We start from the raw sequence: 25,375 nt of genomic DNA, 5'->3' as shown, positions 1-25,375 counted from the left end.
TCAGGCCGCAGCCGAGGCAGCTTGCCGGAGACCCAGCGCTTGCCCGATATCGTCGTGGTCCGGGGTGTCACGCCCGGCGAGGTCCGCCAGTGTCCATGCGAGGCGCAGGACGCGATCGTATCCGCGGGCCGTGAGTACGCCGCGTTCGAGCGAGTGGTCCAGGATTCGCGTGGTGGGTGATGAGAGGCGCAGTGCCCCGCGGAGGACGCGGCCGGGCACTTGTGAGTTGGTTTCCAGCCCCAGGGGATGAAGCCTCAGCAGCTGACGCTCCCTGGCGGCACGGACCCTGGCGGCGATGGCGGGAGTGTCTTCCTCCGCGCCCGTCCGGCCGAAGTCCGCAAGCGATACCCGTTCCACCTGCAGCTGGATGTCCACCCGGTCCAGCAGCGGCCCGGACATCCGTGCCAGGTAGCGGCGACGCATCATCGGCGTGCAGGTGCAGTCGAGTCCTTTGCCCGATGCCTTACCGCAAGGGCAAGGGTTGGCGGCAAGCACGAGCTGGAACCTTGCCGGATAGGCGGCGGTACCGGCGGACCGGTGGATGACCAGTTCGCCGCTCTCCAAGGGTTGCCTGAGCGCGTCAAGGACCCGCCGCTCGTATTCCGGGGCCTCGTCAAGGAACAGCACGCCACGGTGGGCCCTGGACGCCGCTCCCGGCCGCGGCAACCCCGAGCCGCCCCCGATGATGGCGGCTGCGGTGGCGCTGTGATGGGGATTCTCAAATGGCGGCCGCCGCACGAGCTGCACGGCGGCAGTCGGCAACGCACACAGGGAGTGGATTGCGGTCACCTCCATGGCCTCGGTGTCAGCCAAATCCGGCAGCAGGCCCGGAAGCCGTTCAGCCAGCATTGTCTTCCCGGCCCCCGGCGGACCGGAAAGGAGGAGATGGTGCGCACCGGCGGCAGCAACTTCGAGCGCCCTCCTCGCATCACCCTGCCCGGAGACATCGCACATATCCGGCACCACCCCGGCCCCGGAGGCAGCGTCGCCTGAGGCATCTTCGTCGTCGGGTTCGAAGTCCAGGGCCAGTTCCTGCGGATCCGCCCCGAAGTCACAGGCGAGCCGGGCCAGGGTCCTGTACCCGCGGACCCTGGCTCCCGGCACGAGCTCTGCCTCAGCCGCATTTGCGTTCGCCACCACAATGTCCGGAAACCCGGCCTGCACGGCGGCCATCACAGCGGGGAGGATCCCCCGGACCGGCCTGAGCCTGCCGTCGAGGCCCAGTTCGGCGATGAACACAGTCCGCTCAGTTGATCTGATGTCATTCGCGGCGCGAAGGACAGCCATGGTGATGGCCAGGTCAAAGCCGGAGCCCCGTTTCGGCAGCGACGCCGGGATAAGGTTCGCGGTGATCTTTCGGCGGCTCAACGGGATTCCCGAGTTTTGCGCGGCGGACCGGATGCGTTCCTTGGCTTCGTTGAGTGAGGCGTCCGGAAGGCCGAGAATGACGAAGGCCGGGAGGGTCTGGCCGATGTCGGCTTCGACTTCGACGATGTACCCGTTGAGTCCCACAAGCGCCACAGAGTACGTCCTGCCCAGGGCCACCTACCCCACCCCCTTGAGGTGCTCGACACGCGGCTGGCCCGCCCCGTCATCCAGGACCGCAACGACGTCAACGCGGCGGAACGGCATGCGGAGTTCGTGGTCGCGGCACCATGCCGACGCGAGCCGGTGCAACCGGGCCAGTTTGGCAACGCCGACGGCTTCGAAGGGATGCCCGTAGGCAAGGGATTTGCGCGTCTTCACTTCGGCGATGACGAGCGAGTCGCCGTCCAGGGCGACGATGTCGATTTCACCTTCAGGGCAACGCCAGTTGCGGTCCACGATCCGCATGCCCTGTGATTCCAGATATCCGGCAGCTAATTCTTCCCCGCGCCGGCCAAGCAAGTCTTTGGCTCTCATTGTTACCTCCGCCACCAGCCTGCTGGAGGGCCGAAGGCCGGCATACCGGCGGAGGGAGCTATGTGGGAAACCCGGTCAAAAGGGTCCTGTGGAGGAGATGTTGACGCGTGGAGTCAGCCGCTAGGCGCGGGTTCCGCATCTCATGCAATGGGCCGACTGGTGTGGCCGCTCATCATAGAATCCGGCATGGCTGCTCCAGATGTGCCCAAGGAACCAACAGAGTATTTTCATGGTGAGATCTTCTCTGATTTCAGCCAGGTAGGCGGTGCCAGTAAGAGCCCGCGGTGCTCGTACTGAAGCACCGCCAGTATTTGTCTGCACGACGCGGAACCCCTCCGCACTGCGGCAGGCCGTCGGACAGAAACTACGAATCAATCCCTAAGAGTAGTCTCGCGCCAAGGACCGCCGGGAGGCCAGACCCCGGGCAAAAAACAGGTAGCGCAACCTGCAGATAAGGGGGTCGGCTACGGTGCCGGGCGCCCGGCCCGGCAGCGCGCGTGTCCGCCGCTGCGGTCAGTTGCCCAGGTCCACGTCCTTGGGAAGGGCAAGTTCCTCGTTTCGGGGCAGTTCTTCGACGTTGACGTCCTTGAACGTAATCACCCGCACGCTCTTGACGAACCGGGCCGAGCGGTAGACGTCCCATACCCAGGCGTCCTGGAGGGTGAGGTCGAAATAGACTTCGCCATCGGCGCTGCGCGCCTGCAGGTCCACGTGGTTGGCGAGATAGAAACGCCGTTCGGTCTCGACTACGTAGCTGAACAGCCCGACGACGTCACGGTATTCGCGGTAGAGCTGCAGCTCCATGTCGGTTTCATAGTTCTCAAGATCCTCGGCACTCATGGTTCCATCTTGCACCATTCCGCGCGGCCCCGCGGCCAGGGTCGGAGATCCGGGGTCAGAGAATCTGCCAGCTGACCCGGTGATAGGGGGTTGGCCCGGCAGCTTTGAGGGCCTCCTTGTGGGACGCCGTTCCGTAGCCCTTGTTTTCGTTCCAGCCGAAGGACGGGTACTCATCGTGCAGCGAACGCATCAGCTGGTCCCGCTCCACCTTGGCCAGGATGCTGGCTGCCGCCACGCTCAGGCACTGCATGTCCGCCTTGACCAGGGTGTGGACCGGCGCGTCGCAGCTGGGCCCGGCCGGTGCGTCGTCGAAGAGGGATGCCTGCGTTTCCGGTGAGAGCCAGTTGTGGCTACCGTCGAGCAGCACCACGTCGGGCGTGATGCCGGCTGCCAGGATCTGGAGCCAGGCCCGCGTCCCGGCTGTCCGCAGGGCCGCGATGATGCCCATCGCGTCGATCTCGGCCGCGGAGGCGTGGCCGACCGCCGACGCGACGCTCCAGCTCCGCACCAGGGGCTCCAGCCGTTCCCGGTCGGCTTCCTTCAGGAGTTTGCTGTCCCGGACGTCGTCGAGCAGCACTGGCCGGCTCAGGTCCACGACGGCAATTCCGACGGTCACTGGTCCTGCAATGGCGCCGCGTCCTACTTCATCGATCCCGGCCAGCAGCCGGGCACCGGAGCTCAGGAAGCGGTGCTCGTAGTCGAGGGTTGGTGCAATGGACATCTATTTTCCAGCCGGCGCGGGAACGTTCCGGAACACATCGGGATAGTTGCCCAGCCCTGTCAGCCGGTTGAGCGGCCAGGCAATGACGGCCGCCTTGCCCTCAATGTCAGGCATGTCGATGAAGCCGCCGTTGCTTTCCTGGTGGGCGCGGGAATCGGCTGAGTGGTTCCGGTTATCGCCCATGACCCAGATCTTGCCGTCAGGGACAACGACGTCGAAGTTGCGGATGTCCGGGACCTCCGCCGGGTTGATGTACGTTTCGTCCACGGCCTGGCCGTTGATGGTGAGTTTGCCGCCCGCATCGCAGCACACCACATGGTCGCCCGGCAGGCCGATGACGCGCTTGACCAGGTGCTGCTCCGAATTATCGGGCAGGAGCCCCACGAAGGTCAGGCCGTCCTGGACCCAGGTGAAGGGTCCGTCCGCCTTTTCCGGCGTGGGCACCAGCCACCCCTTGGTGTCTTTGAAGACCACCACGTCGCCGCGTTCGAGGGCAAACGGCTCCGGAACAAGGAGGTTGACGAAGATCCGGTCGTTCACGTCAAGCGTGCTGACCATCGATTCCGACGGGATGTAGAACGCCCGGAACAGGAACGTCTTGATCAGGAATGACAGCACCACGGCGATGGCCACCACCGTGAGCACCTCTTTGATCCAGAGGTACACCGGGCCATGGGCCCTGCCTTCCTTCGCCGGCTTCGACGGGCCCGATTTCGAATGTGCGCCTCTCGAACCGGCGGCCCGGCTGTCGGTCGGGTGAGCGGGCGCATCGGACTCTGCCGGCAGGCTCGTCGCCGGAGCCGCCTCCGGAAAGGAGGTGTCCCTGTCCGTGGCAGTCCCCGCGAGGTCGCGGCCGGCGCGATCGCGCTTGAACGGATCAGGAGTCCGGGGGTCAATCTCGGGCATCTACTGTCCGTCCTTCGTCGTCGTGCTGGTTTCTGCGGGCCGGGGTACGGCCGCAAATCTGTCGAGTGGCCAGATGATCTGGACCGGCCTGCCGATGATCCGGTCCAGGGGCACCATACCGCCACCCGGTGCGCCCAGCAGGCTTCGGGAGTCGGCGGACATGGACCGGTGGTCTCCAAGCAACCATAACCGTCCGGCCGGAACGATCACACTGAACTTCTGCTTGCTCGGAGCGTCTCCGCCATAGAGGTATGGTTCCTCAAGCGCCTGACCGTTCACTGTGAGCCGCTGCCGGTCATCGCAGCAGATCACATGATCGCCGGGCAACCCGATAACCCGCTTTATGTAGGTTGTATCACTGCCGGTGATGCCAAGCCAGTGGCCGGCCGCCGCCACGCCGTCCTGCAGCGGTCCGTTGCCGCTGTTGAGCGGGGCGAACGTCCCGCGGCCGTCGAAGACCACAACGTCACCGCGCCGGACAGGTTCGGACTGGAAGTCGGTGCGGGAAACGAGAATCCTGTCACCCGCACCGAAGAGCGGCTCCATGGAGGCGGACGGGATGTAATAGACATCCAGCCAGAGGCCGCGGACAAGCCCGCTGATGAGCAATGCCAGCGCGATGGCCAGCAACGCAAAACGCCAGCCCAGTTTCCTGGGCTGGCGTTCTGACTGGTCCATGATCCGTATCCTGTGGCGCTGTTGCGGAAGAGCTCCGGCGCGGGCCGGATCCGGGTTCTGAACCTGCCGTGGAAGTCCGGAGGACTTACTTGGCGGTGCTGAAGTCGCGCTTTTCCTTGATCTTCGCAGCCTTACCGCGCAGTGCACGCATGTAGTAAAGCTTGGCGCGGCGGACGTCACCCTTGGTGACGACCTCGATCTTGTCGATGATCGGGGAGTGTACCGGGAAGGTACGCTCTACGCCGACACCGAAGGAGACCTTGCGGACCGTGAAGGTTTCGCGGATGCCGTCACCCTGGCGGCCCAGGACAAAGCCCTGGAATACCTGGACACGGGAGTTCTTGCCTTCGATGATGTTCACGTGAACCTTGAGGGTGTCACCCGCACGGAACTGGGGAACATCGGTGCGCAGCGAGGCTGCATCTACGGTATCGAGGATATGCATTGATCCACTCCTGGTGAACGCCACAGGTCATCCACTTTGGGTCACGACGGCCAAGCCGGGACTTGCCCGGAATCACCGCCGAAAGTTTTCTGATCCGGCCCCTTCACTGCTTGAAGGCGCCGGGGTGCCGGGCTGTTGGTGACGCTCCCCCTGTGGCAGGTGCGCACCCAGCAGGCACAAGGACTAATTTTGCCACATCCGGAGGATTCCGGCTAATCCGGTCCTGCCTGGGACGAGGCGCCGGCGGAACCTCTGTCAGTCTTCCGCCGGAGTGCCGTTCCCGCCCTCGGACGGGCGGCGCCTGAGGCGACCGTCGACGACGTCGTACCCCAGATCCCCGAGCGCGGTGCGGTCCGCGCGGGGAAGCTTGCCGGCGTCGAACTCGGCCAGCAGATCGGGGCGGCGTTGCGCCGTACGGCGGTACTGCTCGTGGCGGCGCCACTGGGCAATCTTGCCGTGGTTGCCGCTCAACAGGACGGGCGGAACGTCGCGGTCCCGCCAGGTGGAGGGCTTGGTGTACACGGGGTACTCCAGCAGGCCGTCCGAGTGCGACTCTTCAACGAGCGATTCCGGGTTGCCGACAACGCCGGGAAGAAGCCGGACGATGGCTTCGGTCATAGCCAGCACGGCTACTTCGCCTCCGTTGAGGACGTAGTCACCCAGGCTCATGGGCCGGACCGTGAAGTGCTCTTCCGCCCACTCTATGACCCGCTCGTCGATGCCCTCGTACCGGCCGCAGGCGAAGATCAGCTGGTCCTCCTCGGCCAGTTCGTGCGCCAGTGCCTGGGTGAACCGTTCGCCCGCCGGTGACGGGACAATCAGCACCGGCTTCCGGTCGGTGGCATCGTCCCTGGCTGCGGCCACCGAGCTGAGCGCCTGCGCCCATGGTTCCGCTTTCATCACCATGCCGGCGCCGCCGCCGTAGGGGGTGTCGTCCACCGACCTGTGCTTGTCCGTGGTGAAGTCCCGGAGGTCGTGGACGTTCAGGTCCAACAGGCCGTCCTGGCGGGCCTTCCCGATAAGGGAAAGTTCCAGGGGCGCGAGGTACTCCGGGAAGATGCTGACGACGTCGATCCTCATTTAGGCGTTGTCCCCGGCCTCAGACTTGCCCTGCCCTGTTGCGCCGGACTCATCGTCCCCGGAATCCTCAACGTTGATCTCGAACAGCCCGGGCGGCGGGGTGACCAGGATGTACTTCTCCCCCACGTTGACCTCGGGCACGATCTCCTCGACGAAGGGAATCAGGATCTCCTTGCCGCCCGCCGCCTCCACCACAATCAGGTCCTGGACCGGCATGGTACGGAGCCCGGAGACCTTGCCGACGACGGTGTCGCCCACGCGGACCTCGAGGCCGACGAGCTCGTGCTCGTACCAGCCTTCGTCGTCGTCCTCGTCGAGCTCTTCCGTCTCGATGAACAGCCGGGCGCCGCGCAGGGCCTCAGCCTGGTTGCGCGTCTCGACGCCCTCGAATCCCAGCAGCAGGATGTCCTTGTTCCAGCGTGCACTGTCCACGGTCAGCGTTCCGACCGAGGCGGGCTCAACCACGAATTCCGTGCCCGGAACGAAGCGGTCCTCCGGCGCATCGGTCAGGACCTGGACGGTCACTTCGCCGCGGATGCCGTGCGGTTTGCCGATTCGTGCCACCTGAAGCTGCATCTGTTCCTCTGTTCCGGGATTCGTTCTGTACTGGTTTTACTGCGGCCGGTTGCGGGGACTCGCTCCACCGCGCGCCCGCCGCCGCGCCGGGTTCTTCCTGAAAACAGTCCGGCCCCTCCACCATAATCTGGTGAAGGGGCCGGACTTGAGACAAATAGTGCGGGGCGTTTACCGGCGGCGGTCGGTGTCGACGACGTCGACCCTAACCTGTTCGCCGCCGGCCAGCGCCGCAACGACAGTGCGCAGTGCGCGTGCCGTGCGGCCCTGACGACCGATCACCCGTCCGAGGTCATCCTGGTGAACTCGCACCTCGAGGGTGTCCCCGCGGCGGTTGTTCTTGGCGCTGACCTTGACGTCCTCAGGACTGTCAACGATCCCGCGGACAAGGTGTTCGAGCGCTTCTGCCAGCAATTTACTCAGCCTCGGTGGTCTCTGCTTCAGCTTCGGTGGAAGCTTCGGCTGCTTCGTCCTTCTTGGCCTTCTTGGTGATGGCTTCCGGGATGATCACGGAACCCTTTTCCGGGGTAACGAAGGCAGCCTTGGGAGCCTTGGTCTTCAAGGTGCCCTCCTGGCCGGGGAGACCCTTGAACTTCTGCCAGTCACCGGTGATCTTGAGGATCGCGGCAACCTGCTCGGACGGCTGTGCGCCGACTCCGAGCCAGTACTGGGCACGGTCCGTGTCAACCTCGATGTACGAGGGCTCTTCGGTGGGGTGGTACTTGCCGATCTCTTCGATCGCACGGCCGTCACGCTTGGAGCGTGCGTCCATGACAACGATGCGGTAGTACGGTGCGCGCATCTTGCCGAAGCGCTTAAGGCGAATCTTTACGGCCACTTTTGTGGTCACTCCTGTTTCTGAAACGGGGTCGAGCCCGGCGTTCTGCACCCGTGGGGCGGGCCGTACTAGGGGGTTCTAAAAGGACAAGATCCGGACGCGGAGAGAGGGGCCACGCAGATCAAGTACCTGTTCATTGTGCCAGATCAGCGCCGGGATTTCGACTTGACACCCGGCGGCCCGGTCAGGCCGACCAAACGTACAGGCCGGTCCGGGCGTTGGCGTCCACGCTGCCGGCCATCTGCGCGAGCCGCTGGACATAGCCAAGGGCCTCCTCGGAGCCGAAGGGCATGTCCTCCTCGGCCGCCCACCTGGCGGCAACATCCTCCAGAACGTTGCCCTCGCCCTCGATCTCGTAGCTGAGGAGTTCCGCGAGCGCCCGGACCATGGCCGGCGGTACGCCCAAGAGGGAATCACTGGCCACGTCCACCATGGCGAGTTCATAGTCCGCGCCGGCCGCGTGCACGGCCGCTCCGGCCAGGTCGCCGAGCTGCTCAATCTCGAAATCGCTGATGTCCGGAATCCGCAGCGAGTCAGGAGCCGCGGGCCCGCCGCCCTCAAGTGCCCCCGCGCGCTTGAGCGCCTCATCGTGGGTGGAAACAAAGATTTCAGTAAAACCCATGGAAATCATCCTCACTCCGTCGGCGCTGCGATGGTCCCGCCGGGCACCTTTACAGCTGCCCCGGACGTCCGGAATCAGCCTAACGCAGAAGGACGCGCAGGTCAGCGACGCCTCAGCGGACGGCGACGCGGATCCGGTTGCGCCACGGATCCTCGAACCGCAGCTCCACTCCGGTGTGGTGCGACGCCACACCGGCAACCCGCAAACGGTCGGCGAGTGCGCCGACGTCGTCCGTTCCCGGCACTTCGATCAGGACTTCGCCCAAGCCCAAGGTGTCCTTCCGGGGCCCCGCTCCGCGGCTGTTCCAGACATTCATTGCCATGTGGTGGTGGTAGCCGCCGGCGGAGACGAACAGTGCCTGCCCGTGCCATCCGGCGGTTTTCTCGAAACCAAGAGTGCCCACGTAGAAGTCATGGGCCGACCGGACATCGCCCACCTGAAGATGGACGTGGCCGACGCCGGCATGGGACTCACGCTGGCCGCTTACCGCTTCCTCAGTGAGGAATTCCTGCAGGAACCGCTGCGGCGGGAGGGCAAGGCTGTCCATGACCACGCTGGTCCCCTCCCAGGACCAGTCACTGCGGGGACGGTCCCAGTACAGCTCGATGCCGTTGCCCTCGGGGTCGCTGAAGTAGAAGGCCTCACTGACGAGGTGGTCGGCGCTGCCGGTGAACAGCCGCGGCTCATACCGGGCCGCCGAAGCCACCGTGGCAGCGAGCGACGGCCTGTCTTCGAAGAGCAGGGCGGTGTGGAACAGTCCGGCTTCACCCCGGGCCGGAAGGTTGAGCCCGGGGGCGGGTGCCAGATGGACCAGGGGCGTTCCGCGCCGGCCAAGGTACACGCCGCCGTCCTGCTCAGCCACGACTTCCAGCCCGAGCGCGCGCTGGTAATAGTCCGTCATCAGCTTCATGTCCCCGACCTTGAGCATCACCGTGCCCATGGCGAGATCCGCCGGCAGCAGGTCCTTGCTGCTGGATTCTGTGGTCATGGCAACTCCAAACTCCCGAAACTCTGCCGCCGGTCCTCCGGTGACGCTTACATAGAATAAATTACTTGAACCTTCAATTTATTCCTGGCGGAGCCGACGTCCCCGAAGAATGATGTGCGCCAGGTTCCGCAGCGTTTCCGGACTGATCCTGGGGTCCTGTTCGCACAGTACGACGTCGGCGCTGGCACCCTCGGCGATACCCTCCGCTCCGAGCCACTTCCGGGCGCCCCACGACGCCGCGTCCAGCGCCGCCGCCGCCGGCAGGCCGGCGGTGTGGAGCGCCTGGATCTCGTCCACGATCCGGCCATGGCCGATGACGCTGCCCGCATCCGTCCCGGCGTAGATCGGCACACCCGCTTCGAAGGCTTCCACAATCCGCTCGTTCCGCCGCTGCCACAAGGCGCGCATGTGTGCGGCATACACCGGAAACTTCGCTTCCGCCCGGGCCGCGATGTCCGGGAACGTTGCAATGTTGATCAGCGTGGGAACAATAGGGACGCGCTGTTCCACGAAGCGCGGTATGTGCCGCGGGAGGAGTCCGGTGCCGTGTTCGATGCAGTCGATGCCGGCGTCGAGCATGTCATCCAGCGTGTCTTCGGCGAAACAGTGCGCGGTCACCCGGGCACCTTCATCGTGGGCGGCGCGGACGGCATCCCGCACCACGGCGGCCGGGAACGACGCCGCGAGGTCGCCGGCGCCGCGGTCGATCCAGTCCCCCACGAGCTTGACCCAGCCGTCACCCGCGCGCGCCTGCTTCCGCACGGCTTCGACCAGTCCGTCCGGCTCGACTTCAATGGCGAATCCGCGCAGGTAGCGGCAGGTCCTGGCAATGTGGCGTCCCGCCCGGATGATCCGCGGCAGCTCCGGACGCTGCTGGATCCACCGCGTGTCATGCACCGCTCCGGCGTCGCGGACCAGCAGCGTGCCGGCCTCAAGGTCTGTCACGGCCTGCTCTTCGGCGATGGACTCGGACACATCCCCGTCGGGTCCAAGGCCGATGTGACAATGTGCGTCCACGAGGCCCGGAAGCACCCAGCCGTCCAGCACCACGTCCGGCGGAGCGGCCGGCCGGGTGAATGTCAGCCTGCCGTCCAGGGCCCAAAGGCCGTCCCGTTCCTGGTCGGGGGCGGTCAGCACGGTCCCGGTGAATTCGATGATTCCACGCATGCCTCCAGCCTAGACCGCGGTTCCGGGTCGTGGATGTGAACCTCGTGTGACGTGGAGGCTGCCCGGGCCTGTGGTAGCTTCGTCTACGACCACACGGGTGCCCCTGCAGGGGCTGAGATCGGGCTGACGCGGCCTGCGACCGTCGAACCTGTCCGGGTAATGCCGGCGAAGGAAGTGAGTATTCCGTGAATACACCAGAAACACAGCTGAACCCTGCCCAAAATGGGTCCGCCGCCAGCCAGGCGGGCACTCATGAAACGCAGTCCCTGAAGTCCCATTCACTGGCGTTCATCGCCGACGAGGCCACCGGGATCCGGGTGCCGGTGACCGAAATTGCCCTGGAGGATTCGCCGGGGGGCGCGGCCAACCCGCCCTTCCGGGTCTACCGGACAGCAGGGCCCGGCAGCGATCCGGTGGTGGGATTGGAACCGTTCAGGACCCGGTGGATTGAATCCAGGGCGGACACCGAGCCGTACAGCGGCAGGGAACGGAACCTCCTCGACGACGGCAAGTCGGCCGTGCGCCGGGGCGCTGCGTCCGCGGAGTGGAAGGGCGCGCAGCCGGTGCCCCGCCGTGCGGTCGCGGGCCGCACCGTCACCCAGATGCACTACGCCCGGCAGGGCGTGGTGACTCCCGAAATGCAGTTCGTCGCGCTACGGGAAAACTGCGATGTTGAGCTGGTGCGCAGCGAAGTTGCCGCGGGCCGAGCCATCATCCCCAACAACATCAACCACCCGGAGTCCGAGCCGATGATCATCGGCAAGGCCTTCCTCGTGAAGATCAACGCCAACATCGGCAACTCGGCTGTTACCAGTTCCATCGCCGAGGAGGTCGACAAGCTGCAGTGGGCCACCCAGTGGGGTGCAGACACGGTGATGGACCTGTCCACCGGAGACGACATCCACACCACCCGGGAATGGATCATCCGCAACTCGCCGGTGCCGATCGGCACCGTGCCCATCTACCAGGCCTTGGAGAAGGTCAACGGCGAGGCCAACAAACTGACGTGGGAAATTTTCCGCGACACCGTCATCGAGCAGTGCGAACAGGGTGTGGACTACATGACCATCCACGCCGGAGTCCTGCTGCGCTACGTACCGCTGACGGCCAACCGCGTCACCGGCATCGTCTCACGCGGAGGATCCATCATGGCGGGCTGGTGCCTGGCCCACCATCAGGAAAACTTCCTGTACACGCACTTCGACGAACTGTGCGAGATCTTCGCCAAGTACGACGTTGCGTTCTCGCTTGGCGACGGGCTGCGGCCCGGCGCGACGGCGGACGCAAACGACGCCGCGCAGTTCGCAGAGCTGGATACGTTGGCTGAGCTGACGCAGCGCGCCTGGGAATTCGATGTGCAGGTGATGGTGGAGGGCCCCGGACATGTGCCGTTCCACCTTGTCAGGGAAAACGTGGAGCGCCAGCAGGAACTCTGCAAGGGAGCACCCTTTTACACGCTCGGGCCGCTGGTCACGGACATAGCTCCCGGCTACGACCACATCACGTCAGCCATCGGCGCCACGGAAATCGCCCGTTACGGCACGGCCATGCTCTGTTACGTCACACCCAAGGAACACCTGGGGCTGCCGAACAAGGACGACGTGAAGACCGGTGTGATCACTTACAAGATCGCCGCCCACGCCGCCGACCTCGCCAAGGGCCACCCGGGGGCCCATGAACGTGACGACGCCCTGTCCAAGGCCCGGTTCGAATTCCGCTGGCGGGACCAGTTTGCCCTGTCTCTGGACCCTGTCACGGCTGAGGCCTTCCATGACGAGACGCTGCCGGCGGAACCGGCAAAGACTGCGCATTTCTGCTCCATGTGCGGGCCCAAGTTCTGCTCCATGCGCATCAGCCAGGACATCCGGGACGAATACGGTTCAGCCGAAGCCCAGACCGCCCTGGCCGAGATGGCGGCAGGCATGCGGGAGAAGAGCAACGAATTCCTGGCAGCCGGCGGCAAGGTCTACCTTCCGGAACTGCAGCTTCCCCGCCAGGAACAGCCGGACCTGCGCAATGCCACAGCGGGTGAAGGCGCCGCTAAGACGCCTGTGAGTGCTGACGCCGGCTGACCTCTGCAATAAATGACCGGATGAACCGGTCTCCCTCCACGGAGTCCTGAGGCCGGTGCCCGCCCGCTGCAACGCGGTGCAGGGCACCGGTTTCGCGCAGGTACCCGGCAATCTCCTCGTACAGCGGCTCCCAGCCGCCGGTGAGCACAAGCGTAGGGACTCCCGGGACGATCTCCAGCGGCGCCTCCCACGGGGGCGCCTGCAGCCGGAGCCTGCGGGCGCTGTTGAGCGCTTCCGGTGTGGCCGGGCCGTCGCTGTGAACGGAAAATGCGCGCCGGACGAACTCCCGCTGGAAGTCGTCGTCGCCCAGCTGGTGCCGCACATCGAATAGGGGCTGCATCAGGGACCGGTGCGCTGCCGTCGCGGGCAGTTCGGCGGTCAGCGACAGGCACGCGGGCTCCACCAGGGTGAGGGAGTGCACCAGGTCCGGGCGCTCCACAGCCGCCATCATCGCCGCGATGGCGCCCTGGGAATGGGCCACCACATGACCGCCGGCAGCGCCGCGGCCTTCATCCGCCAAAGCGGCCAGCACAATCCGGGCGTCGGCCTGGAAGTCCGACTCAAGAGGTTCCGCCACCGGGTCAAAGCCGTAGCGGCGCAGGAACAGTGCGTCATAGGCAAGTGCCATGCCGTGCTGCTTGGGCCACGCGGCGGACCCGAAGGCCCCCGAACCGTGGACGAACACTACGCGCTGCTTAAACATGCCCCAACCCTATGGCAATGGCCGGATAATTCGGCGGGCGACATTGAACCGGCCGACAATCACGTTGCCCGCGCGGAAGACTGCCCTGCCGGTAACTTACTTGCTCCCGCCGAGGAACTTGTCGAAGCCCTTGGGCAGGTTGAGCTGGGACGGATCGAAATCCGCTCCCTGCTGGCCGAAGGCGGCACCGGTGGGCAGTGCCTTTCCGGCGTTGGCACGCCGGGCCTCCGCCTCGCGGAGCTCCTGGGCTGCCTTGGCCGGGTTTCCCGACTTGGCCTTCTTCTTGGGCGCGTTCTTGGCGCCCTTGCGGGCACCTCCCGCGCCGCCGCCCATGCCCGGCATCCCCGGCATGCCGGGCATTCCGCCGCCGGCTGCCATCTTCTTCATCATCTTCTGCGCCTGGGCAAACCGCTCCAGCAGGCCGTTGACGTCCGACACATGCATGCCCGACCCCTTGGCGATGCGGGCCCGGCGTGATCCGTTGATGATTTTCGGGGCCACGCGTTCGTGCGGCGTCATGGAACGGACGATCGCTTCCACGCGGTCGATTTCGCGTTCGTCGAACTGCTCCAGTTGCTGGCGGATGTTCTGCGCGCCCGGCATCATCATGAGCATTTTCTTCATGGAGCCCATGTTGCGGATCTGCTGCATCTGGGCGAGGAAGTCGTCGAGGGTGAAGTCTTCCTGGTCGGCGAACTTCTTCGCCATCCGCGCCGCTTCGTCCTTGTCCCAGGACTTTTCCGCCTGCTCGATCAGGGTGAGGACATCGCCCATGTCGAGGATGCGGGACGCCATGCGGTCCGGGTGGAACAGCTCAAAGTCGTCAACGCCTTCGCCGGTGGAGGCGAACATGACCGGCTTGCCGGTGACCGACGCAACGGACAGGGCGGCACCGCCGCGGGCGTCGCCGTCGAGCTTTGAGAGAACGATGCCGGTGAAGTTGACGCCTTCATCGAAAGCGAGCGCCGTGTTGACGGCGTCCTGGCCGATCATGGAGTCGATGACGAAGAGCACTTCGTTCGGCACGATGGCGCGGCGGATCTGGCGCGCCTGCTCCATCATGTCGGCGTCCACGCCAAGTCGTCCGGCGGTGTCAACGATGACGACGTCGTGGAGCTTCTGCCGCGCTTCCTCGACACCGGCGCGGGCAACCGCCACGGGGTCGCCCGCAGGATGGTCCAGTTCGGTGGACGTGGCACCCGGGTGCGGGGCGAAGACGGGAACTCCGGCGCGCTGGCCGACCACCTGGAGCTGGGTTACGGCGTTGGGCCGCTGGAGGTCGCATGCCACGAGCATGGGGCTGTGGCCCTGGGACTTCAGCCACTTGGAGAGTTTGCCGGCGAGGGTGGTTTTGCCGGCACCCTGAAGGCCCGCGAGCATGATGATGGTGGGGCCGGTCTTGGCCAGCCGGATGCGCCGGGTTTCGCCGCCCAGGATCTCTACGAGTTCCTCGTTGACGATCTTGACGATCTGCTGGCTGGGGTTCAACGCACCGGAGACCTCGGCGCCCAGGGCACGCTCGCGCACCCGGCCCGTGAACTCGCGGACCACTGGCACAGCAACGTCGGCGTCCAGGAGGGCCCGCCGGATCTCGCGGACCGTGGCGTCAACGTCCGCCTCGGTGAGGCGGCCCTTGCCGCGGAGATTCTTGAAGGTTGCTGTCAACCGGTCAGAGAGTGAATTGAACACGCGCCGTGCACTTCTTTCAGTGGATCTACAGCTGGCGGCCGGTGCGGCTCGCCAGAGTCGTGACTGTTGTTGGCCTGGACCAACTGCCTCGACAACGGGACTCGACTATCTAGGGTACCAAGACAGCCCTTCAAGATGGCATGCTGGCAGGATGGCCACCCAAACAACTGTAAAAACCCTGCTCATCCTTGGTGCGTCAGGGGATCTTACCGGCCGGCTGCTCCTGCCGGGGCTCGCACGGCTGGCCGCCCGGGGCCGCGCCGACGGGCTGACGCTCGTGGGGGCAGGGTCGGATCCCTGGACCCGGGAGCAATGGCTTGAACGTGTGGAGACGTCCTTTGCCGACTCGAACTCCCAGGCGGACGCCGCCGGCAAGCGCGAACTCAAGCGGATTGCGGGGTCAACGTCGTATCACCAGCTTGACGTGACTGCCCCCGGCGGACTTGCCTCCCTGCTGTCCGGCCTCGAAGCCCCGGTGGCCGTGTACTTCGCCCTTCCGCCCCACGTCAGCCAAAAAGCCTGCGAAGTGCTGGCCCCGGAGGACGTGCCCGCCGGCACGCGCCTGGTGATGGAAAAGCCGTTCGGCTCCAGTGAGGATTCCGCCCGCCACCTCAACGTGACCCTGGCGGCGCTGGTCCCGGAGGACCACATCCACCGGGTGGACCACTTCCTGGGCAAGGCGACGGTGCTCAACATCCTCGGCCTGCGCTTCGCCAACACCTTCCTGGAGCCGGTCTGGAACCGCGATTACATCGAGAAGGTGGAGATCATCTTTGATGAGGACCTGGCGCTGGAAGGCCGCGCACGCTACTACGACGCCGCCGGCGCGCTCCGTGACATGATCCAGAGCCACCTGCTGCAGATCATGGCCCTGATGGCCATCGAGCCGCCGGCAACCGTCGATGAGCGCGATCTCCGCGACGCTGTGGCCACCCTCCTGCGCGCCAGCAGCATCAAGGCCCCCTACCGCGCGAACACGCGGCGGGCCCGATACACCGCCGGGTCCATCGACGGCAGGCAGGTCCCCGACTATGTCAAGGAAGCAGGCGTGGACGCGGCCAGGAACACCGAAACACTCGCGGAGGTGCAGGTGGGCATCGACAACTGGCGGTGGCAGGGTGTCCCCTTCATCCTCCGTTCCGGCAAGGCGCTCGGAGCAAAACGCAAGGAGGCAGTTGTCACCTTCAAGCCAGTGCCGCACCTGCCCGCAGGATTCACCGGCGTCGACTCGCCTAACCAGCTCCGGATCGGGTTCGGACCCGACACCCTGCAGTTCGACGTCGACGTGAACGGCCCCGGCAACGTCCTGAGCCTCGACCGCGTAACGCTCAACGCCGAACTCAGCGCTTCCGACCTGCTGCCGTACGGCGAAGTGCTCGAGGGCGTCCTCACCGGCGATCCGCTGCTCTCAGTGCGGGCGGACACCGCCGAGGACTGCTGGCGGATCATTGAGCCGGTGATCAAGGCATGGGAACGCGGCAGCGTTCCCATGGAGGAATACGCGGCCGGAACGTCCGGTCCCGAGGGCTGGCCGGCCTAGGTGCTCCCAGCGCCGCCGTTACCAAGGTAACTGTTCCCAACACAGCGGTTCCCAACGCAGTTCTTCGCAACGCAGCGGTTCACAACGCAAAAGCGGGCCCGGCACCTTGTCAGGTGCCGGGCCCGCTTGAGGCAAAGCTCATTGGGCTGGCCGTCGGCTAGATGGCGGCTGAGCCGCGTTCACCCGTTCGTACCCTTACAGCTTCAAAGACGTCCACCGTCCAGACCTTGCCGTCACCGGCACGGCCTGTGTTGGAGCTGGCGATGATGACATCCAGGATGTCGTCCGCCTGTTCGTCCGTGGCCAGGACCTCAACGCGGATCTTGGGAAGCAGGTCCACGTTGTACTCAGCCCCGCGGTACACCTCGGTGTACCCGCGCTGCCTGCCGTACCCGCTGGCGGCGCTGACCGTGAGGCCCTGCACGCCATAGGATTCGAGCCCCTCCCGGATGGAGTCGAGCTTTTCCGGCCGGACGATTGCTGTGATCAGTTTCATGCCCCCACACTTTCCTTACCTGTTGCTGCGTCAGTCTTCTTGCCGTCTTCGGCTACCGGAGCGGACTCCTCGCCCTGCTTGCCGGTGATCAGTTCATGCAGCGGCTGGAAGCTCCCGCCGTGGCCGCCGACGCCGAATTCGTAGGCAGTTTCTGCGTGCAGGCTGAGGTCCACGCCCACAACTTCCTGCTCCTGGGAGACGCGGAAGCCCATGGTCTTGTGGATGGCCAGTGCGATCACGGTCGTCAGGACGGCCGAGTAGGCGATGGCAATGCCCGCCGCTGCGAGCTGGGCCCACAGCTGGGTCAGTCCGCCGCCGTAGAACAGGCCGCCACCGACACCTTCAACCGGGAGGGCGATGAAGCCGAGTGCCACGGTACCGATAACGCCCGAGACGAGGTGGACGCCGACAACGTCCAGTGAGTCATCGAAGCCCCAGCGGAACTTCAGGCCGACTGCCAGGGCGGAGGCCACACCGGCGACGACGCCGAGGCCCAGCGCGCCGATCGGGCTGACGTTTGCACAAGCCGGGGTGATGGCGACCAGGCCGGCCACCACGCCGGAAGCTGCGCCCAGTGACGTGGGGTGGCCGTCGCGGATGCGTTCGGTGATGAGCCAGCCGAGCATGGCAGCTGCCGGTGCGGCGAGGGTGTTGACCCAGATCAGGCCGCCCTGTTCCGCCGTGGTTGCTGCGCCGCCGTTGAAGCCGAACCAGCCAAACCACAGGATCGCTGCACCGAGCATTACGAACGGGATGTTGTGCGGGCGGTGGTTCGGGTCCTTGCCGAAGCCCCTGCGGTTGCCGATGATCAAAACGAGAATGAGTGCGGCCACACCGGCATTGATGTGCACCACGGTGCCACCGGCGAAGTCAATGGCAGGACCGAGAGCCTTGCCGACTGCGCCTTCAGGCCCGAAGAGGCCTCCGCCCCAGACCATGTAGGCGATCGGGCAGTAAACCAGCGTGACCCAGACCGGGACGAACACGGTCCAAGCGCCGAACTTTGCACGGTCCGCGATGGCGCCGCTGATCAGTGCCACTGTGATGATGGCGAAGGTTGCTGCGTAGCCGACCTTGATGAGTCCGTCCGGGGTGGTGATTCCCTCGAGTCCGAACGTTGCGAACGGGTTGCCGACGATCTGTATGAAGCCTTCGCCGGAGCTCATGGATGCGCCCCAGAGTACCCACACCACACCGACCATGCCGATGGAGATGAAGCTCATCATCATCATGTTCAGCGCGGCTTTCGCACGCGTCATGCCGCCGTAGAAAAATGCCAGCCCTGGTGTCATGAACAGCACAAGTGCCGCCGCAACCATAAGCCATACGTGACCTGCGGTAAGTTCCATGGTGCACGTCCTCCCTTGCCTAGATGCTTTGTTGATCCCGCGGAGTTCTCCGCATGCCCAACGCCTATTTGCGTTCTAAGAAGATTTTTGCCGGGCTGTGTTTCGCCGGCGGAGGAATTAGATGTCCGGGTTGTTACAAGAACCTCCCGGAAGTAAATGGTGCATATCTCACTTGTTACGGTTATGTTTCACCAGTCCCAAACGCCCTCCACAGCACTCCGCAAGGACAACGGCACCATGAACGATCGTTTCCGCCCCGGTAAGGCCTTGCCCGGCCGAAATGGCGGCCCACCAGGCCACCCCGGCCCCGCAGCACAGGCTGCCGGCACACGCCTTCCGCGCGATATTAAGGTGATGCTGGTCGCAGCCTTCCTGATTGCGCTTGGTTTCGGGCTGGTGGCGCCTGTGTTGCCCCAATTCGCCACCACCTTCGACGTCGGAGCAACTGCCGCCGCCGTCATTGTGAGCATTTTTGCCTTCATGCGGCTGCTGTTCGCGCCTGCCGGCGGCGCGTTGATCGTGAAGCTGGGCGAACGTCCCGTCTATGTTGCCGGCCTGTTGATCGTGGCCGTCTCAACTGCGGCGTGCGCGTTCGCCCAGGACTATTGGCAGCTGCTCATTTTCCGGGGACTGGGCGGCGCGGGCTCGGTGATGTTCACGGTCGCATCCATGGCCCTGGTGGTTCGGCTGGCACCGCCGGAAAGCCGCGGAAGGGTTTCCGGCGCCTACGCTTCCGCTTTCCTCATCGGCAACGTCTGCGGCCCCATCGTCGGCGGATTGCTCGCCGGCTTCGGCCTGCGCATCCCGTTCCTGGCGTACGCGGCCGCGCTGGTCCTGGCGGCACTGGTGGTCCAGACCCAGCTCAGCCATGTGCCGGGGAAATCACGGAAGGACGGCGGCACCGGGCCGGCGATGGGGCTGGGCGAGGCGATGCAGGACAGTGCCTACCGTGCTGGACTCTTTTCCAGCTTCGCCAACGGCTGGGCTACGTTCGGTGTGCGCATGGCCACGGTGCCGCTCTTCGCCGTGGCGGCGCTGGGTGGGGGGCCGGCTGCGGCGGGCTGGGCGCTGGCCGTCTTTGCCGGCGGCAACGCCGCGGCACTGACAGTCTCGGGGAAACTTGCTGACAGCCTGGGACGCAAGCCCCTGATGATTGCCGGTTTGGTCCTGACGGGCGTGGCGACGGCGGGAATCGGGTTGACCCACGACATGACCTGGTTCCTGGCGGCCTCCGCCGTCGCCGGAATAGGTTCCGGCCTGCTGGGTCCGGCACAGCAGGCCGCCATTGCCGACGTGATCGGCAACGGGCGCTCCGGCGGCCGGGTGCTGGCGGTCTTCCAGATGATGTCCGACGCGGGTGCCATCGTCGGCCCCGTCCTCGCCGGTGTGCTCGCGGACCGGTTAGGGTATGGCTGGGCCTTCGGCGTGACCGGTGGTGTGCTGATCGTGGCTGCCGCCGGCTGGCTCTTCGCGCGGGAGACCGTCCATAGGCCTGCCTGAGCAGTGCACGTAGTTCAGCAGCGCACCTAGTTCAGCAGCGCGTCCACGAAGCTCTCGGCGTCGAACGGTGCGAGGTCGTCCGCGCCTTCGCCCAGCCCGATCAGCTTGACCGGAACCCCGAGCGTCTTCTGGATTGCCACCACGATGCCGCCCTTGGCGGTGCCGTCCAGTTTGGTGAGCACGATGCCGGTGATGTTGACGACCTCGGAAAACACGCGGGCCTGGTTCAGGCCGTTCTGTCCGGTGGTGGCATCCAGCACCAGAAGGACCTCGTCCACTTCGGCCAGCTTCTCGATGACGCGCTTGACCTTGCCGAGCTCGTCCATCAGCCCGACTTTGTTCTGCAGCCGGCCGGCGGTGTCGATCATCACGACGTCGACCTCCTGGTCGATTCCTGCCTTGACCGCTTCATAGGCGACTGAGGCGGGGTCGGCGCCGTCGACGTCGGACTTCACGGTGGGAACGCCGACGCGCTGGCCCCACGTGGCGAGCTGTTCGGCGGCTGCGGCACGGAACGTGTCCGCAGCGCCCAGCAGGACGTCCTTGTCTTCGGCCACAAGGACGCGCGCGAGCTTGCCCACGGTGGTGGTTTTTCCTACGCCGTTGACACCGACCACCATCATGACGGAGGGCTTGTCAGCGTGGCGTTCGGTGCGGAGGCTGCGGTCCATGGTCGGGTCCACGAGCTTGATCAATTCTTCGCGAAGCAGGGCCTTGACCTGCTCGGGGGTCCGTGTCCCCAGCACCTTGACGCGTTCCCGGAGGGCGTCCACCAGCTGGATGGTCGGTGCGGTGCCAAGATCCGCCAGCAGGAGGGTTTCTTCGACTTCGTCCCAGACGTCTTCGTCAATCTTGTCGCTGGACAAGAGCGCGAGCAGGCCCTTGCCGAGGATGTTGTTGGACCTGACAAGGCGTTCACGGAGCCGGGTCAGCCGTCCGGCAACCGGCAGCGGAGTTTCGACAGCAATGGTTTCAAGCCCCGCCGCCTCGTCCGGGACCTCGGCCGGTTCCAGTCCTTCGAGGTCGACGGCGGCTGGCGCCTGGCGCTCGGTTGTCACCGCCGGGCGGTCCTCCACCAGCGTTCCGCCCGCGCCGCGCACGGGTTCGACAGGATCGTTGGCGTCGCGGGTGCCCGGGTACTTCGTGATGTTCCGGCGGGTCTTCAGGAGGACCGGGATCAGTCCGCCAACGACCACCAGGGCAGCGAGGATGGCAAGGATAATGGGGAGGATGTCATTCACTCCCCTAGCTTCTCACAATCGCGGGACGCGGCCGGAGACTGACGCCGGCGTCGGCCGCGGGGCCGCAGCCGGGCTAGACTTCGGCGCCGAGGCGCTGGCTGATGACCGTTGACACCCCGTCGCCCCGCATGGTGACGCCGTACAGGGCATCGGCAACCTCCATGGTCCGCTTCTGGTGCGTGATGACGATCAGTTGGCTGGACTCACGGAGTTCCTCGAAGATCGTGATGAGCCTGCCCAGGTTGGTGTCGTCCAAAGCAGCCTCCACTTCGTCCATCACGTAGAACGGCGACGGGCGCGCCTTGAAGATGGCCACGAGCAGGGCCACTGCGGTCAGCGAACGTTCGCCGCCGGACAGCAGGGAGAGCCGCTTGATCTTCTTGCCGGCCGGCCGTGCCTCCACCTCAATGCCCGTGGTGAGCATATCCGACGGGTCGGTCAGGACGAGCCGTCCCTCGCCGCCGGGGAAGAGCCGGGCGAACACACGGACGAACTGTGCCGAGGTGTCCGCGAACGCTTCGGCGAAGACCTTCTGGACACGGTCATCCACTTCCTTGATGATGTCCAGCAGATCCTTGCGACTGGATTTGAGGTCCTCCAGCTGGCTGCTGAGGAACTGGTGCCGTTCCTCCAGGGCCGCGAACTCCTCCAGTGCCAGCGGATTCACCCGGCCCAGGGAGGAGAGATCCCGCTCGGCCTTGCGAAGCCGTTTTTCCTGCTCGCCGCGGACGAACGGTTTGCCTTCCGGGATCGGCCTGCCGTCCTCGTCCACCGCCGCGCGGAGGGCCGCCCACTTGTCGGCGGATTCTTCGGCGGTCACGGGCACGGGCTGGTCCGGACCGTAGTCCGCTACCAGCTGGTCCGGAGACAAACCGAGCTCCTCGACCGAGCGCAGCTCGAGGGCCTCGATCCGCAGCCGCTGCTGCGTCCGGGCAAGCTCGTCGCGGTGCACCGAATCCGTCAGTTCCGCCAGCTCGCGGCCCAGGGCGTCATTCTGTGACCGTACCTCCACAAGTTCGCGATCCCTCAGCTCCCGCTCTTCCTCCGCAAGGTCCCGGGCGCGGAGGGCGAGATCCACGGAGGTGTCCATGAACGCGATGGCCTGCTCCGCCGCAGCCGAAACGGCAGCGGCCCGGCCCGCCTGGAGCCTGCGGCGGCGGGCACGCCGCGCCGCTTCTTCCCGCGCCCGGCGCTCGGCCGCCGCGGCACGTTCCAATGAAAGGGCCCGGTTGCGGGTGGCGGTGAGTTGTTCCTCGGCGCTCCGGAGCGAAAGCCTGGCCTCCATCTCGGCAGACCGTGCCGCGGACGCCGCCAGCGCCAGCTCGTCACGGAGCTCGGCCGAGGGCTCCTCGTCCGCGGGGGCCTGCCGGGCTGCATCGAGGCGTGCGGTCGCGGCTTCGAGGGCCTCCTGTTCGGCGACGATGTTTGCCTCGGCCCCGGCCAGCGACGCACCGAGCCTTTCGCTCTCCCCCACTGCGCTCCGGAGGACCGAGTTTAGATGGCCCAGCCGTTCCGCCACGGCGGCCAGCCGGGCATCTGATTCGTGGAGACGGTCCAGGGCGGCGTCTGCGCGTTCCTGGGCCTCGGCCTTTCGCGCCACCGCCGAGGCCAGTGCAAACCGGTTCCGTTCGAGATCGGCGCCAACCGCGGCGAGCCTCGTTTCGGCGTCGTCGACGGCAGCCTGCACTTCCAGCAGCGACGGTGCACTCGCCGAGCCGCCCCGGACGGTGAAGGCTGTGAAGACGTCGCCCGCGCGCGTCGCAACCGTCAGACCCGGCTGCTCGCGGATAAGCTCCGACGCCGCCTCCAGGCCGTCAACAACCACAGTGGCATCCAACACGCTGCGCACCAGGGTGTCCAGCAGCAGGTCCGCCGCGGCACCGCCGGCGTCAGATGCCCTGACCAGCTCCGCAGCCCATCGGGCACCCCGCGGAAGGGGACGTCGGGCGGACACAGCGGGTACAACAGACATCGCTTCCGGGTTGTCCTGCCCAGCAGGGGCCGCCAGCAGCAGCGAGGCGAGGCCGGCGTCGTCGTCCTTAAGCAGTTGCAACGCTTCGACGGCGGTAACGTCGTCCCGGACGACGACGGCGTCAGAGCAGTTCCCCAATGCGGCGGCGACGGCCGCTTCATAGCCGGATTCGACGGCGAGCATCGAGGCCAGGGGCCCGATGACCCCGGGCAATCCCGAGCCGGCCACGCGGCCGGACCCGTCCTTGCGGTTGAGCCCGAGCTGGAGTGCGTCGCGCCTGGCGAGCAGCGAATCGCGTTCCCGTTCCCCGTCGCGCCCGGCCGACGTGAGGGCTTCAATGTCGGTCAGGATTTCGTCCAGGGCAGCGCTGGCATCCTCGTAATCGGCGTCAAGGGATTCCTCGCCGTCCTCGACGCCGGCGACCTGCGATTCCAGCGCCGTAAACTCGCTCTGGGCGCGGCGCCGCCGCTCGTCACCGGCGGCCTGGGATTCCCGGAGCCGGCCAAGTTCGGCTTGTGCCGCCTCAACGCGTGACCGTGCCGCACCCACCTGGCCGGCCAGTTTTGCCAGCCCCTCCCGGCGGTCGGCAGCCGCACGAAGCACAGCAGCCAGCCGTTTGTCTTCGGCACTCGCCGCACTCTCGGCGTCCTGCTTGGCTGCCGTCGCGGCTTCCAGCGCGGTGCGTTTTTGCAGGATCCCGACTTCCAGTGCGGCTTGTTCTTCGCGGACGCGGGCAGCGTTTCTTTCAAGCTGTTCCGGATCCCGTCCCGAGTCCGGCATCTCGTCCGCGGCGCCCAGCAACCGGCGGCGTTCCTCCGCAAGCGACCCGAGGGAACGGAATCTTTCGCGGCCTGCCGAGAGCTGGTACCAGGTGTCCCGCGCAGCGTTGAGCTTGGGCGTTGCCTCGGCCGCCTGCCGTTCCAGCGCCGACTGCCGCTGACGACCGTTTTCGAGGCCCTGCTCCACAATCGCCCTGCGCGCCTTCAGCGCGGATTCATCCGCCACCTCCTGGGCCAGGACGGACCGCAGCTGCACAAGGTCGTCCGCCAGGAGCCGGGCTCGGGCGTCCCGCACTTCAAACTGCACGCTTTGGGCGCGGCGGGCCACTTCCGCCTGTTTGCCGAGCGGGGTCAGCTGCCGCCGGATTTCACTGGTGAGGTCACCCAGTCGCTGCAGGTTCGCCTGCATCGCCTCCAGCTTCCGGACCGTCTTTTCCTTGCGCCGGCGGTGTTTGAGAATCCCGGCGGCTTCTTCGATGAAGCCGCGCCGGTCCTCCGGTGTGGCGTGCAGGACCTTATCCAGCTGCCCTTGCCCCACAATCACGTGCATTTCACGGCCCAGTCCGGAATCGGAGAGCAGTTCCTGAATGTCCAGGAGCCGGCAGCCGGCGCCGTTGATGGCGTACTCCGACCCGCCGGTGCGGAACAGCGTGCGGGAGATGGTCACTTCGCTGTACTCGATCGGCAGGGCGCCGTCTGTGTTGTCGATGGTCAACGAGACGTGGGCCCGGCCCAGCGGCGGCCGGCCCGACGTGCCCGCGAAGATGACGTCCTCCATCTTGCCGCCGCGCAGTGTTTTGGCACCCTGTTCGCCCATGACCCAGGACAAGGCGTCCACAACATTGGATTTTCCGGAACCGTTCGGACCGACCACTGCAGTGACGCCCGGCTCGAAGTCGAACGTCGTGGCTGACGCGAACGACTTGAATCCGCGGACGGTCAGGCTCTTGAGGTGCAAGGTGGTTCGGATCTCCTGAGTGGCTGATGTTCTGAGCTGCTGAAATTCTGAGTGCTGAACTTCTGAGTGCTGAAATTCGGCGTGTTCCTGCCTCAAATCTACTGCGTGGCACCGACATTGCCCGGATTTGGGCATGTTCACGCCATGAGCCCCTTGCCTCGCGTCCCCGCGTGCCCTTAGACTCGCGGCTAGAGGTTGCTTGACGCTGCTCGACCCGGTGGTCTCACACCGGATCGACTTGGCAGGATACAGCGAAGCTGGACTGGCCATGATGCAGTGAGGGGCGTTTTGGACGCAACCTTCTGTTGGACGACAA

23 protein-coding genes and 1 riboswitch are annotated in these 25,375 nt (G+C 65.9%); of the genes, 3 read left to right on the top strand and 20 right to left on the bottom strand.

The genetic code is table 11. From position 1 onward, the window contains the following. The 14 genes from BS38_RS0115680 to BS38_RS0115615 all read right to left on the bottom strand — a co-directional run bounded on the left by BS38_RS0115680 (position 1) and on the right by BS38_RS0115615 (position 10,760). Positions 1 to 1,545 carry a YifB family Mg chelatase-like AAA ATPase gene (locus BS38_RS0115680; protein WP_028271668.1) on the bottom strand — a complete coding sequence of 515 codons (1,545 nt, stop codon included), beginning with the start codon at positions 1,543 to 1,545 and terminating at the stop codon, positions 1 to 3. Further along, positions 1,546 to 1,902, bottom strand: a complete 357-nt coding sequence (locus BS38_RS0115675; RefSeq protein WP_028271667.1) for a YraN family protein — start codon at positions 1,900 to 1,902, stop codon at positions 1,546 to 1,548. It abuts the gene before it with no gap. Positions 1,903 to 2,415: 513 nt separating this feature from the next. Further along, complete coding sequence (locus BS38_RS0115670; RefSeq protein WP_003806068.1) at positions 2,416 to 2,742, bottom strand: DUF2469 domain-containing protein; 327 nt, start codon at positions 2,740 to 2,742, stop codon at positions 2,416 to 2,418. A 55-nt stretch (positions 2,743 to 2,797) separates the two neighbouring features. Further along, the gene (locus BS38_RS0115665) at positions 2,798 to 3,463 is read right to left on the bottom strand and encodes a ribonuclease HII (protein WP_028271666.1); all 666 of its coding nucleotides are present in this window, start codon (positions 3,461 to 3,463) and stop codon (positions 2,798 to 2,800) included. After that, positions 3,464 to 4,369, bottom strand: a complete 906-nt coding sequence (gene lepB / locus BS38_RS0115660; protein ID WP_028271665.1) for a signal peptidase I — start codon at positions 4,367 to 4,369, stop codon at positions 3,464 to 3,466. Then, on the bottom strand, positions 4,370 to 5,047 hold the full coding sequence (gene lepB / locus BS38_RS0115655; protein WP_028271664.1) for a signal peptidase I: 678 nt from the start codon (positions 5,045 to 5,047) through the stop codon (positions 4,370 to 4,372). It lies immediately after the preceding gene. An 85-nt stretch (positions 5,048 to 5,132) separates the two neighbouring features. Beyond that, positions 5,133 to 5,492, bottom strand: coding sequence for a 50S ribosomal protein L19 (gene rplS / locus BS38_RS0115650; RefSeq protein WP_011692321.1), 360 nt, complete (start codon positions 5,490 to 5,492; stop codon positions 5,133 to 5,135). Between the two features lie 255 nt (positions 5,493 to 5,747). Further along, positions 5,748 to 6,572 (bottom strand): tRNA (guanosine(37)-N1)-methyltransferase TrmD, encoded by an 825-nt coding sequence (gene trmD, locus BS38_RS0115645; protein ID WP_028271663.1) that lies wholly within the window; start codon positions 6,570 to 6,572, stop codon positions 5,748 to 5,750. Further along, positions 6,573 to 7,148 carry a ribosome maturation factor RimM gene (gene rimM / locus BS38_RS0115640; RefSeq protein WP_028271662.1) on the bottom strand — a complete coding sequence of 192 codons (576 nt, stop codon included), beginning with the start codon at positions 7,146 to 7,148 and terminating at the stop codon, positions 6,573 to 6,575. Positions 7,149 to 7,316: 168 nt separating this feature from the next. Further along, positions 7,317 to 7,559 carry an RNA-binding protein gene (locus BS38_RS0115635; protein ID WP_011692324.1) on the bottom strand — a complete coding sequence of 81 codons (243 nt, stop codon included), beginning with the start codon at positions 7,557 to 7,559 and terminating at the stop codon, positions 7,317 to 7,319. Between the two features lies 1 nt (position 7,560). Further along, positions 7,561 to 7,983 carry a 30S ribosomal protein S16 gene (gene rpsP, locus BS38_RS0115630; RefSeq protein ID WP_028271661.1) on the bottom strand — a complete coding sequence of 141 codons (423 nt, stop codon included), beginning with the start codon at positions 7,981 to 7,983 and terminating at the stop codon, positions 7,561 to 7,563. A gap of 184 nt (positions 7,984 to 8,167) precedes the next feature. Continuing rightward, a complete protein-coding gene (locus tag BS38_RS0115625) occupies positions 8,168 to 8,605 on the bottom strand; it encodes a hypothetical protein (protein ID WP_028271660.1) in 438 nt (145 codons plus the stop codon). Positions 8,606 to 8,717: 112 nt separating this feature from the next. Further along, positions 8,718 to 9,593, bottom strand: a complete 876-nt coding sequence (locus BS38_RS0115620; protein ID WP_028271659.1) for a VOC family protein — start codon at positions 9,591 to 9,593, stop codon at positions 8,718 to 8,720. A 78-nt stretch (positions 9,594 to 9,671) separates the two neighbouring features. Beyond that, positions 9,672 to 10,760 carry an amidohydrolase family protein gene (locus tag BS38_RS0115615; protein WP_028271658.1) on the bottom strand — a complete coding sequence of 363 codons (1,089 nt, stop codon included), beginning with the start codon at positions 10,758 to 10,760 and terminating at the stop codon, positions 9,672 to 9,674. Between the two features lie 83 nt (positions 10,761 to 10,843). Then, a riboswitch (TPP riboswitch) is annotated at positions 10,844 to 10,951 on the top strand. Between BS38_RS0115615 and thiC the strand changes: the two genes are divergently transcribed. Then, on the top strand, positions 10,946 to 12,832 hold the full coding sequence (gene thiC / locus BS38_RS0115610; protein WP_028271657.1) for a phosphomethylpyrimidine synthase ThiC: 1,887 nt from the start codon (positions 10,946 to 10,948) through the stop codon (positions 12,830 to 12,832). (Overlaps the previous riboswitch by 6 nt.) Here thiC and BS38_RS0115605 read toward each other — a convergent pair. Then, the gene (locus BS38_RS0115605; protein WP_028271656.1) at positions 12,801 to 13,535 is read right to left on the bottom strand and encodes an alpha/beta fold hydrolase; all 735 of its coding nucleotides are present in this window, start codon (positions 13,533 to 13,535) and stop codon (positions 12,801 to 12,803) included. The two genes, thiC and BS38_RS0115605, sit on opposite strands and share 32 nt — an antisense overlap. 96 nt (positions 13,536 to 13,631) lie before the next feature. Beyond that, positions 13,632 to 15,224 carry a signal recognition particle protein gene (gene ffh / locus BS38_RS0115600; RefSeq protein WP_028271655.1) on the bottom strand — a complete coding sequence of 531 codons (1,593 nt, stop codon included), beginning with the start codon at positions 15,222 to 15,224 and terminating at the stop codon, positions 13,632 to 13,634. Positions 15,225 to 15,375: 151 nt separating this feature from the next. Between ffh and BS38_RS0115595 the strand changes: the two genes are divergently transcribed. Then, complete coding sequence (locus BS38_RS0115595; protein ID WP_028271654.1) at positions 15,376 to 16,764, top strand: glucose-6-phosphate dehydrogenase; 1,389 nt, start codon at positions 15,376 to 15,378, stop codon at positions 16,762 to 16,764. A gap of 157 nt (positions 16,765 to 16,921) precedes the next feature. Here BS38_RS0115595 and BS38_RS0115590 read toward each other — a convergent pair whose 3' ends face one another. Then, positions 16,922 to 17,260, bottom strand: a complete 339-nt coding sequence (locus tag BS38_RS0115590; RefSeq protein WP_011692333.1) for a P-II family nitrogen regulator — start codon at positions 17,258 to 17,260, stop codon at positions 16,922 to 16,924. Then, complete coding sequence (locus tag BS38_RS0115585) at positions 17,257 to 18,609, bottom strand: ammonium transporter (protein ID WP_028271653.1); 1,353 nt, start codon at positions 18,607 to 18,609, stop codon at positions 17,257 to 17,259. The genes BS38_RS0115590 and BS38_RS0115585 overlap by 4 nt, the downstream gene beginning before the upstream one ends. A gap of 354 nt (positions 18,610 to 18,963) precedes the next feature. On the opposite strand from BS38_RS0115585, the gene BS38_RS0115580 reads away from it, so the two are divergent. Beyond that, positions 18,964 to 20,109, top strand: coding sequence for an MFS transporter (locus tag BS38_RS0115580; RefSeq protein WP_051628958.1), 1,146 nt, complete (start codon positions 18,964 to 18,966; stop codon positions 20,107 to 20,109). A gap of 26 nt (positions 20,110 to 20,135) precedes the next feature. On the opposite strand, the gene ftsY is transcribed toward BS38_RS0115580, so the two are convergent. Both ftsY and smc read right to left on the bottom strand, forming a co-directional pair. After that, positions 20,136 to 21,350 carry a signal recognition particle-docking protein FtsY gene (gene ftsY / locus BS38_RS0115575; RefSeq protein ID WP_028271651.1) on the bottom strand — a complete coding sequence of 405 codons (1,215 nt, stop codon included), beginning with the start codon at positions 21,348 to 21,350 and terminating at the stop codon, positions 20,136 to 20,138. A 73-nt stretch (positions 21,351 to 21,423) separates the two neighbouring features. Next, positions 21,424 to 25,059 (bottom strand): chromosome segregation protein SMC, encoded by a 3,636-nt coding sequence (gene smc, locus BS38_RS0115570; RefSeq protein ID WP_028271650.1) that lies wholly within the window; start codon positions 25,057 to 25,059, stop codon positions 21,424 to 21,426. Positions 25,060 to 25,375: the final 316 nt, after the last annotated feature.

It is taken from the genome of Arthrobacter sp. UNC362MFTsu5.1 (assembly GCF_000685965.1).
Lineage (GTDB): Bacteria > Actinomycetota > Actinomycetes > Actinomycetales > Micrococcaceae > Arthrobacter.
This window is presented reverse-complemented; position numbering and strand designations above follow the sequence as displayed.